This is a genomic window from Pseudomonas sp. BW16M2 (assembly GCF_014268865.1).
Lineage (GTDB): Bacteria > Pseudomonadota > Gammaproteobacteria > Pseudomonadales > Pseudomonadaceae > Aquipseudomonas > Aquipseudomonas peradeniyensis.
In genome coordinates this window covers 1-10,683 of sequence record NZ_JABWRI010000055.1, presented here as the reverse complement: position 1 = coordinate 10,683, position 10,683 = coordinate 1, and the positions used below count along the sequence as shown (strand labels likewise).

8 protein-coding genes and 4 tRNA genes are annotated in these 10,683 nt (G+C 64.3%); 7 read left to right on the top strand and 5 right to left on the bottom strand.

The window, feature by feature from the left end:
- Positions 1-49 precede the first annotated feature (49 nt).
- Positions 50-208, top strand: coding sequence for a hypothetical protein (locus tag HU735_RS26515; RefSeq protein ID WP_186716436.1), 159 nt, complete (start codon positions 50-52; stop codon positions 206-208).
- Between the two features lie 106 nt (positions 209-314).
- The gene (locus HU735_RS26510) at positions 315-728 is read left to right on the top strand and encodes a cupin domain-containing protein (RefSeq protein WP_186716435.1); all 414 of its coding nucleotides are present in this window, start codon (positions 315-317) and stop codon (positions 726-728) included.
- A 13-nt stretch (positions 729-741) separates the two neighbouring features.
- On the opposite strand, the gene HU735_RS26505 is transcribed toward HU735_RS26510, so the two are convergent.
- From HU735_RS26505 to HU735_RS26495, 3 genes are all read right to left on the bottom strand, one after another.
- Complete coding sequence (locus HU735_RS26505) at positions 742-1,986, bottom strand: nucleoside deaminase (RefSeq protein ID WP_186716434.1); 1,245 nt, start codon at positions 1,984-1,986, stop codon at positions 742-744.
- A gap of 127 nt (positions 1,987-2,113) precedes the next feature.
- Positions 2,114-2,189 (bottom strand) — tRNA-Asn (locus HU735_RS26500).
- Positions 2,190-2,251: 62 nt separating this feature from the next.
- Complete coding sequence (locus HU735_RS26495) at positions 2,252-3,448, bottom strand: amino acid aminotransferase (protein WP_186716432.1); 1,197 nt, start codon at positions 3,446-3,448, stop codon at positions 2,252-2,254.
- A gap of 289 nt (positions 3,449-3,737) precedes the next feature.
- Here HU735_RS26495 and uvrB point away from each other — a divergent pair, with 289 nt between their 5' ends.
- Positions 3,738-5,753, top strand: coding sequence for an excinuclease ABC subunit UvrB (uvrB, locus tag HU735_RS26490; RefSeq protein ID WP_050704719.1), 2,016 nt, complete (start codon positions 3,738-3,740; stop codon positions 5,751-5,753).
- Between the two features lie 82 nt (positions 5,754-5,835).
- Here uvrB and HU735_RS26485 read toward each other — a convergent pair whose 3' ends face one another.
- Positions 5,836-7,326: an MDR family MFS transporter gene (locus tag HU735_RS26485; RefSeq protein ID WP_186716437.1), complete on the bottom strand. Its 1,491-nt coding sequence runs from the start codon at positions 7,324-7,326 to the stop codon at positions 5,836-5,838.
- A gap of 49 nt (positions 7,327-7,375) precedes the next feature.
- On the bottom strand, positions 7,376-8,425 hold the full coding sequence (locus tag HU735_RS26480) for an HlyD family secretion protein (RefSeq protein ID WP_186716430.1): 1,050 nt from the start codon (positions 8,423-8,425) through the stop codon (positions 7,376-7,378).
- 142 nt (positions 8,426-8,567) lie between these two features.
- On the opposite strand from HU735_RS26480, the gene gltX reads away from it, so the two are divergent.
- The 4 genes from gltX (at position 8,568) to HU735_RS26460 (ending at position 10,683) form a co-directional block, all read left to right on the top strand.
- Positions 8,568-10,049, top strand: coding sequence for a glutamate--tRNA ligase (gltX, locus tag HU735_RS26475; RefSeq protein WP_186716428.1), 1,482 nt, complete (start codon positions 8,568-8,570; stop codon positions 10,047-10,049).
- Positions 10,050-10,330: 281 nt separating this feature from the next.
- A tRNA-Ala gene (locus tag HU735_RS26470) sits at positions 10,331-10,406 on the top strand.
- Between the two features lie 72 nt (positions 10,407-10,478).
- A tRNA-Glu gene (locus HU735_RS26465) sits at positions 10,479-10,554 on the top strand.
- A 53-nt stretch (positions 10,555-10,607) separates the two neighbouring features.
- Positions 10,608-10,683 (top strand) — tRNA-Ala (locus HU735_RS26460).

Sequence of the window (10,683 nt, the reverse complement as noted above, 5' to 3'; positions counted from 1 at the left end):
GGACCGCGCTGCAGGGCCCATCCTGGGCCCCAGCGCTTGACGGGCATCCATGCCCGTCACCTCCCTCCGCAAGGCCTCCGTTCGGCCTCCTGAAGTCGCGAAAGTACGGGCGGCGCCTGGGCTGGCGCAGCTGCCGCTAGCGAGCTATGGCGCTAGACTCTTGATCGGCAAGGGCAAGGGCAAGGGCAAGGGCAAGGGCAAGGGCTAAAAGCAATAAACCGGCAATCGGCCTCCCGTTTTTTCCGCGAATTGGCCATTTGCCCCTCATAACCTTGGGCTTAACCTGCAGGCAGATACCCCTCAGGAGAAACCCCATGCGATCCATCCGCCTACCTATTGCCCTACTGACATTAGGCCTGCTCGCCCCGTTATCGCCCACCTGGGCCCACGGCGAGAAGCCCGACCAGGTCAAGATTCTCCAGGAACAACTCCCCACCAACGCCCCCGGCAAGAAAGCCGTGATGCTCACGGTCAGCTATGGCCCCGGCCAGGCATCGCCCGCCCATCAGCACCCGGGAGCGGTCATGGCCTATGTACTGGAAGGGGCGGTGACCTCCAAGCTCAACGACGAACCGGAGAAAACCTACAAGGCCGGCGAGTTCTGGTACGAGGCGCCGGGCACCGTGCACAGCGTGTCGCGCAATGCCAGCAAGACCGAGCCAGCAAAGTTGCTGGTCTGGAGCCTGGTGGACGAGGGGCGGCCAGTGACCGAGCCCCTGTCCCGATGATTGACCGAGGGGGTTACAGCGCGCCCTTCGCAGCTTGGATCAGGGCGTCGTCCAGCACCTGGCTGGGGGCGACCTGAACGCTCTGGGTGTAGAAGGGCGGCAGCTTCTGCGCCAGCTGCGCCACGGCCTGCGGCGTCACTCCCGGGTGCAGCAGCACGTATTGCAGATTGGACGGGAACGACTGCGGCACAGGCCCTTCCATGGTCGAGCCGTACGCACCGAAGGTCATCACTGCCTCACTGGTGCGCGGATCGGGGATGTACAGGAAGACGAACGTGCCGTACTTGGGATGGGTGAGGTATTGCTGCGCCTCGGCGCGGACCTGTGGGTCGTTGCTGTTCATCAACTGCCAGCGCATCAGGGCATAGCGGCGTGTGGTTTCCATGAACGCCGTGCGGATGGGCGACTGCTTTTCCTGGCCGCCAAGGCAGGCCAGCAGGTTACCGAACGGATCCAGCAAGGCCACGGCATTCATCGTATCGGCATGGCGCGCGGTTTCCGTCAGGGGCTTGGCCAAGGCAGCACCTGGCATGCGCGGGTCGTCGAACTTGACCGTCAATGCCCATGGGCTGAGTTCGGTCAATGCCTTGCGCACCGCGCTGTGGGCCGGCAGCGATGCCGGGTTCTTCAGCTTGTCAGGCGCCAGGCCGCTGTTGTTGCTCGCATCGCGTACCGTGTTGACGCTGGCGTCGAAGATTGAGCCGGTCAGGCTGAATACCCGCGCGTCGATGGTCTCCTTCGCAAAGACGGGGCCTGTTGAGCCTTGGTACTGCCGATCGATAGGCTTGTCTACCGCGTAGTAGCCCCAGGTCTGCTGGGCTTTCTGGCGGACTTCCGGCGGCAGGGTCGGAAAGTCGAACTGGCTGTTGTAGTTGACCCCGGCATAGGTATCGATAGCGCTGACCGCTACATTGAAGCCGGCGGTCAGCAGCGAGCCTGCACACATCGCGCAGGGGGCCAGGGTGGTCACCACGGTGAGCGCGCTGGGCGGCGGCAGGTTCAGGGCCTGGCGATTGTCGTAGTACCACTGCACCAGTTGGCGTTCGCCGTGGGCTGTCGGGTCATGGGGCAGGAATGGGGGTTGCGCGGTGCTGTCGGGGTAGGGCATCAGCACATTGTTGTGCATGGCCTTCAACACCTTGCCGGTGGCATTCTCGACGATGCAGCCGCCTACCGCGAACGTCTTCTGCAGCGCGGCGAGGATGGATTGATCGGCGACCACTTCCACGGCTTGCTGGGCATTGCGAACGGTGTCCATGTTGACTCCCTGTCGTTGCTGCGCGGGGTGCGCAGGCAGACGATAGTTGAGGGCAGTCGGAAAACAAGCGGCGGATCCTGAAAAGAAAAAACCTCCAGTGCTTGCGCATCTGGAGGTTTTCAGTATTTGGCTCCGCGACCTGGACTCGAACCAGGGACCCAATGATTAACAGTCATTTGCTCTACCGACTGAGCTATCGCGGAATCTGCGCGTATCTTACCGACTGCCTGGGGGAAGTCAAGCTTCCCCCAAGACAATCAAGCAGTTACAGCACTTCGACGATGGCCTTGGTGACCACGTGAATGTTGCTCTGGTTCAGCGCGGCGACCGCGATGCGGCCGGTGTCCAGGGCGTAGATGCCGAACTCGTTCTTCAGGCGCGCCACTTGCTCCACGGTCAGGCCCGAGTAGGAGAACATGCCGCACTGGCGACCGACGAAGCTGAAGTCGCGCTTGGCGCCGTATTCGGCCAGCAGCTCGACCATCTGCTTGCGCATGCCGTGGATGCGCTCGCGCATCTCGGCCAGTTCGGTTTCCCACATCTGGCGCAGCTCGGGGCTGTTGAGCACGGCGGCGACGATGCTGGCGCCGTGGGTCGGCGGGTTGGAGTAGGTGGTGCGGATCACACGCTTGACCTGCGACAGCACGCGGGTGCTCTCGTCCTTCGAGGCGGTGACGATCGACAGCGCGCCGACGCGCTCGCCGTACAGCGAGAACGACTTGGAGAACGAGCTGGAAACGAAGAACTCAAGGCCCGACTCGGCGAACAGGCGCACGGCGAAGGCGTCTTCGTCGATGCCGGCACCGAAGCCTTGGTAGGCCATGTCCAGGAACGGGATGTGGCCCTTGGCCTTGACCACTTCCAGGACGTTCTTCCAGTCGTCCAGCGACAGGTCGACACCGGTCGGGTTGTGGCAGCAGGCGTGCAGGACGATGACCGAGCCGGCCGGCAGTTTGTTCAGGTCCTCGAGCATGCCGGCGCGGTTGACGTCTTGGCTGGCGGCGTCGTAGTAACGGTAGGTCTGTACCGGGAAGCCGGCGCTCTCGAACAGGGCGCGGTGGTTTTCCCAGCTCGGGTCGCTGATGGCCACCACGGCGCCCGGCTGCAGGCGCTTGAGGAAGTCGGCGCCGATCTTCAGCGCGCCGGTGCCGCCCACGGCCTGCACGGTGACCACGCGCCCGGCCGCCAGCAGCGGCGACTCGGCGCCGAAGATCAGCTTCTGCACGGCCTGGTCGTACTGGGCGATGCCGTCGATCGGCAGGTAGCCGCGGGAAGCGTGCTGGGCGGCACGGGCAGTCTCGGCTTCGATTACCGCGCGCAGCAGCGGGATGCGGCCTTCCTCATTGCAGTAGACACCCACGCCCAGGTTCACCTTGTCGGTGCGTGGGTCGGCGTTGAATGCTTCGTTGAGGCCCAGGATAGGGTCGCGGGGTGCCAGCTCGACAGCGGAAAACAGGCTCATTGTTACCTTGGCTCTGATAGGAGAGTGATAGGGGTCGCCACGCTCCAGCCGAAGGCACTGAAGCGGTGCACAAACGGGGAGTCAGTATAGTGATACCGACCGGTCACTGCGACAGTCTGGCGCAGCTTTTCCGGCTGTTTGCGCAAATATTTTTCGACCATTGGTCGAATTGCCCGGTCCATTGACATGAACGTTCACAGGTCGGGCTTGAATCCCGCGCCCCGGGGGCGCATTTGGGTATAGACTACTGGCTAAATTTACAGTTGCCGCGACATCCACGAGGTCCGTCATGTCCGAGTTCCAGCTCGTCACCCGATTCCAGCCGGCCGGCGACCAGCCCGAGGCCATCCGCCAGATGGTCGAGGGCATCGACGCGGGCCTGTCGCACCAGACCCTGCTCGGGGTGACCGGATCGGGCAAGACCTTCAGCATTGCCAACGTCATCCAGCAGGTGCAGCGCCCGACCATGGTGCTGGCACCGAACAAGACCCTGGCGGCGCAGTTGTACGGTGAGTTCAAGGCGTTCTTCCCGAACAACGCGGTGGAGTACTTCGTCTCCTACTACGACTACTATCAGCCCGAAGCCTACGTGCCGTCGTCGGACACCTTCATCGAGAAGGACGCGTCGATCAACGACCATATCGAGCAGATGCGCCTGTCGGCGACCAAGGCGCTGCTGGAGCGGCGCGATGCGATCATCGTCACCACCGTGTCGTGCATCTACGGCCTGGGCAGCCCCGAGACGTACCTGAAGATGGTCCTGCACGTCGATCGCGGCGATAAGCTCGACCAGCGCGCCCTGCTGCGGCGCCTGGCCGACCTGCAGTACACCCGCAACGAGATGGATTTCGCCCGTGCCACCTTCCGCGTGCGCGGCGATGTGATCGACATCTTCCCGGCCGAATCGGACCTGGAGGCGATCCGCATCGAGCTGTTCGACGACGAAGTGGAGAACATCGCCGCCTTCGATCCGCTGACCGGCGAGGTGATTCGCAAGCTGCCGCGCTTTACCTTCTATCCCAAGAGCCACTACGTGACCCCGCGGGAAACCCTGGTCGAGGCCGTGGACGGGATCAAGGAGGAGCTCAAGGAGCGCCTCGAGTACCTGAATTCGCACAACAAGCTGGTGGAGGCCCAGCGCCTGGAGCAGCGCACCCGTTTCGACCTGGAGATGATCCTCGAGCTGGGCTACTGCAACGGCATCGAGAACTACTCGCGCTACCTCTCCGGACGCCCGGCCGGCGCGCCGCCGCCCACGCTCTACGACTACCTGCCGGATGACGCGCTGCTGGTGATCGACGAATCCCACGTCAGCGTTCCCCAGGTCGGCGCCATGTACAAGGGCGACCGCTCGCGCAAGGAAACCCTGGTGGAGTACGGCTTCCGCCTGCCGTCGGCACTGGACAACCGGCCGATGCGTTTCGATGAATGGGAGGCGGTCAGCCCGCAGACCATCTTCGTCTCCGCCACGCCCGGCCCCTACGAGGCCGAGCACGCCGGGCGGGTGGTGGAGCAGGTGGTGCGGCCGACCGGCCTGGTCGATCCGCAGGTCGAGGTGCGTCCGGCGCTGACCCAGGTGGACGACCTGCTGTCGGAGATCGGCAAGCGCGTGGCCATGGGCGAGCGGGTGCTGGCCACCACGCTGACCAAGCGCATGGCCGAGGACCTCACCGACTACCTGGCCGACCACGATGTACGGGTGCGCTACCTGCACTCGGACATCGACACCGTCGAGCGGGTCGAGATCATCCGCGACCTGCGCCTGGGCACCTTCGACGTGCTGGTGGGGATCAACCTGCTGCGCGAGGGCCTGGACATGCCCGAGGTGTCGCTGGTGGCGATCCTCGATGCCGACAAGGAAGGTTTTCTGCGCTCCGAGCGCTCGCTGATCCAGACCATCGGCCGTGCCGCGCGCAACCTCAACGGCAAGGCGATCCTTTACGCCGACAACATCACGGGCTCCATGCAGCGGGCCATCGATGAGACCGAGCGGCGCCGGGCCAAGCAGGTGGCGTTCAACGAAGCCAATGGCATCGTGCCCAAGGGCGTGGTCAAGGACATCACCGACATCATGGAAGGCGCCACGGTGCCGGGGGCGCGGAGCAAGAAGCGCAAGGGCATGGCCAAGGCGGCGGAGGAGGCCGAGCGCTACGAGGCCGAGCTGCAGACCCCGGCGCAGATCACCAAGCGCATCAAGCAGCTGGAAGAAAAGATGTTCCAGTTCGCCCGCGACCTCGAGTTCGAGGCCGCCGCGCAGTTGCGCGACGAGATCGGCAAGCTGCGCGAGCGGCTGCTGACCAGCTAAAGCCGTACGCAACCCCTGTAGGAGCGGCCTTGTGCCGCGAAAGGGCCGCAAGGCCGCTCCTACACAGGCAGGCGTAACTCGTTCAGTGCGCCTCGCCCGCCTTCAACCCCTGCGGCAACGTGCGCGTCAGCAATACCGCCAGCATGCTCACCGCCAGCCCGATCCCGACAAAATGGAAGGCATCGTTGTAGGCCATGATCAAGGCCTGCTGGTGGGTAATCTCGGACAGCTTGCCCAGCGCCGCATTATCGCTGCCCAGCCGCTCGGCCAGCTGTGCCAAGCGCTCCGCCACCTGGGGGTTGCTCGGCACCACCGCCTCGCGCAGGTAGTCGAAGTATTCCTTGGTCCGCGCATCCAGCAGCGTCGCCAGCAAGGCGATGCCGATGGCGCCGCCCAGGTTGCGCAGGATGTTGAACAGGCTCGACGCCGAGCCGGCGTCCTGGGGCTGGATATAGGCCGTGGCGATCAGCGAGATGGTCACCATGATCATCGGCTGGCCAAGGGCGCGGATCACCTGGATCTGGTTGAACTGCGGCCCGGCGAAGTCCGGATTGAGCACCCCGGAGCCGAAGCTGGCCGCGCCGAACAGGCAAAAGCCCAGGGCGCACAGCACCTTGGGCGGGATCACTTTCATCAGCTGTGGCACCAGCGGGATCAGGAACAGCTGCGGCACCCCCATCCACATGATCACCTCGCCGATCTGCAGGGCGTTGTAGCCCTGGATCTGCGCCAGGTACAGCGGCAGCAGATAGATCGATCCGTACAAGCCGACGCCCATGCCCAGGCTGGCGATGCTCGACAGGCCAAAGTTGCGGTTGCCGAGGATGCGCAGGTTGATCAGCGGGTGCGGGCGGGAGAACTGCAGGATCACGAACAGGATCAGGCTGAGCAGGGCGACGCTGCCCAGACTGACGATCAGGTTCGATTCCAGCCAGTCCTTGCGATGCCCCTCCTCGAGAAACACCTGCAGGCAGCCCAGGCCCAGGCCAAGGGTGACGATACCGGCGTAGTCGGTGCTCTTGAGCAGTTCCCAGTGCGCTTCCTTCTTCTCCAGCCCGTAGAGCAGGCCGGCGATCATCACCAGCCCCGGCGGGATGTTGATGTAGAAGATGTATTCCCAGCCCCAGTTCTCGGTGAGCCAGCCGCCCAGGGTCGGGCCGATGGAGGGGGCGAAGGTGGCGGTCATGGCGAACATGGCCATGCCCTTGGCGCGGTGGTGTTCGGGCAGCTTGATCAGGGTCAGGGTGAACGCCAGCGGGATCAGCGCGCCGCCGGTGAAGCCTTGCAGGGCACGGAAGACGATCATGCTCTCGAGGTTCCAGGCCATCGAGCACAGCAGTGACGACACCAGGAAACCCAGCGACACCCACACCGCCAGGCGCCGGGCCGAGAGCAGCTGCACCAGCCAGGCGGTCAGCGGGATCATGATGATCTCGGCCACCAGGTAGGAGGTGGAGATCCACGAGCCTTCCTCCAGGGTCGCCGACAGCGCGCCCTGGATGTCCTTGAGCGAAGAGTTGGTGATCTGGATGTCCAGCACCGCCATGAATGCGCCGAGCATCACGCTCATCACCGCGATCCAGTCGCGCCGGGTCGGCTCCGCGGTGGGGCGCAGCAGCGCGTCACCGGCCATCCGCATCCCCATCGCGCAGGTCGACCGTGGCGGTGACCGACATGCCCGGGCGGATGCGCCCATGCAGTGGGTTGTCGGCGGCGAAGGTCAGCTTGACCGGAATGCGCTGCACCACCTTGGTGAAGTTGCCGGTGGCGTTGTCCGGCGGCAACAGGCTGAACTGCGCGCCGGAAGCGGCGAACAGGCTGTTCACGCGGCCTTCGATCGGGGTGTCGGGGTAGCTGTCGAACAGCAGTTCGGCACGCTGGCCGGGGTGCATCCGGCCGATCTGGGTTTCCTTGAAGTTGGCCTGTACCCAGATGTCCTCGTCGGGGACGATCGACAGCAGGTAGGCGCCGGCCTGCACCACCTGGCCGTTGCGGGCGTTGCGCTGGCCAATGGTGCCGCTGATCGGCGCGTGAATCGCGCAGCGGGTCAGGTTTAGCTCGGCCTGGGCCAGGTCGGCGCGGGCATTGGCGATCTGCGCGTCGAGGCGTTTGAGTTCGGCGTTCAGGGCGTCGACCTGCTGGCGCTGGCCCTTGAGGTCGGCCTGGGCCTTGTCCACCTGGGAACGGGCGACATGGCTTTCCGCCGACAGGGTGGTGACCCGCTCTTCGGAGACGAAGCCTGGCTTGCGCAGGGCCTGAGCGCGGTTGAGGTCCAGCTGCGAGCGGTCGAGGGTGGCCTGGCTGGCGGCGACCTGGGCTTGGCCGGCGGCGATCAGGCTGCCTTGCTGGGTCAGGCGGCTGCGCGCCTGGGCCAGTTCCGCCTCGCGGGTGGCCAGGGCCGCGCGGGCGCGCTCGACGGCCAGTTCGAAGTCGGCGGCTTCCAGGCGCACCAAAAGGTCGCCCTTGCGCACGTGTTGGTTGTCCTCGACCCGCACCTCGTCGATGCGCGCGCCCAGCTGGCTGGAGATGCGGGTGATCTCGCCCTGCACATAGGCGTTGTCGGTGCTCTCGAAGAAGCGCCCCTTGAAGTACCAGTGGGCCAGGAAGGCGAGGCCGACCAGCAGCACCAGGGAGAGGAAGACCAGCAGGCGACGTTTGAGTGGAGTGGGCATGGGAGGCAGTCATTGCGAAAATGTAAGCAAATATAACAGCGCTCGACCGGACGCTCACAAGTGACGATCGCGCCATTGCTGGAGCCCGGTGCCCGCTCCCTGCTAACATTCCGCCTTTGTTTCTCTTTGTCCGAGACTCTCCATGACCACCGTTCGTACGCGCATCGCGCCATCGCCCACCGGCGACCCCCATGTCGGCACCGCCTACATCGCCCTGTTCAACTACTGCTTCGCCAAGCAGCACGGCGGTGAGTTCATCCTGCGGATCGAAGACACCGACCAGTTGCGCTCCACCCGCGAGTCCGAGCAGCAGATCTTCGACGCCCTGCGCTGGCTCGGCATCGAATGGAACGAAGGCCCGGACGTCGGCGGCCCGCACGGCCCGTACCGGCAGAGCGAGCGTGGCGAGATCTATGCCAAGTACGCCAAGCAGCTGGTCGACGCCGGCCATGCCTTCTACTGCTTCTGCACCGCCGAAGAGCTGGAGCAGATGCGTGCCGAGCAGATGGCCCGCGGCGAAACCCCGCGCTACGACGGCCGCGCCCTGTTGCTGAGCGACGAGGAAGTGCAGCGCCGCCTGGCCGCTGGCGAACAGCATGTGATCCGCATGAAGGTGCCGAGCGAAGGCGTCTGCGTGGTACCGGACATGCTCCGTGGCGACGTCGAGATCCCGTGGGACCGCATGGACATGCAGGTGCTGATGAAGAACGACGGCCTGCCGACGTACTTCCTGGCCAACGTGGTCGACGACCACCTGATGGGCATCACCCATGTGCTGCGCGGCGAAGAGTGGCTGCCGTCTGCGCCCAAGCTGATCAAGCTGTATGAGTACTTCGGCTGGGAACAGCCCAAGCTGTGCTACATGCCGCTGCTGCGCAACCCCGACAAGAGCAAGCTGTCCAAGCGCAAGAACCCGACCTCGGTGACCTTCTACGAGCGCATGGGCTTCATGCCCGAAGCGATGCTCAACTACCTGGGGCGCATGGGCTGGTCGATGCCGGATGAGCGCGAGAAGTTCTCGCTGGCCGAGATGGTCGAGCACTTCGACCTGTCGCGCATCTCCCTGGGCGGTCCGATCTTCGACATCGAGAAGCTGTCGTGGCTGAACGGCCAGTGGCTGCGTGAGCTGCCGGTGGAAGAGTTCGCCGCGCGCGTGCAGAAGTGGGCGTTCAACAGCGACTACATGATGAAGATCGCCCCGCACGTGCAGGGCCGGGTCGAGACCTTCAGCCAGGTCGCCCCGCTGGGTGGCTTCTTCTTCGAGGGCGCGCTCAAGCTCGACGCCAAGCTGTTCGAGAGCAAGAAGCTGTCGGCCGACCAGGTACGCCAGGTGATGCAGCTGATCCTGTGGAAGCTGGAAAGCCTGCGTCAGTGGGAAAAGGACCGTATCACCGGCTGCATCCAGGCCGTGGTCGAGTCGCTGGAGTTCAAGCTGCGCGATGCCATGCCGCTGATGTTCGCCGCCATCACCGGCCAGGCCAGCTCGGTGTCGGTGCTCGACGCCATGGAAATCCTCGGTCCCGATCTGACCCGCTACCGCTTGCGCCAGGCCATCGACCTGCTCGGTGGCGTGTCGAAGAAGGAAAACAAGGAGTGGGAGAAGCTGCTGGCGAATATCGCCTGATCCAGGCTTTTTCAGTCACGTGGGAGCGGGCTTGCCCCGCGATTGCGATGTCGGATTCATGACCGCCATCGCGGGACAAGCCCGCTCCCACGGGCCACACTCCCTGCGGAGGGGTAGGGCAGGGCGGTAAGTGATTGTTATCTGTGAAAAAAATTTTGAATATTTTCAAAAATTCGTTTGACAGCCCTGCAATCCGATCTTAATATGCGCCCCGTCCACAGCGATGAACGAAAACGAAACGCCAGGCACCCAGCCAGCGCTTCGGTTCAGAGCGACATTGTGGGGCTATAGCTCAGCTGGGAGAGCGCCTGCATGGCATGCAGGAGGTCAGCGGTTCGATCCCGCTTAGCTCCACCAAATTCCGACTGATGGCCAAGGCCGTCAGGCAAGACCGGTTCCAGCAAACGGGTCTTGAAGGTAAGAAGGTTCGTCCCCTTCGTCTAGTGGCCTAGGACACCGCCCTTTCACGGCGGTAACAGGGGTTCGAGTCCCCTAGGGGACGCCAGTTTCACACAAGCGATGTTTCACGATGTCGCTGGGCCGCGAGGCTAGAAATCCGGGGCTATAGCTCAGCTGGGAGAGCGCCTGCATGGCATGCAGGAGGTCAGCGGTTCGATCCCGCTTAGCTCCACCA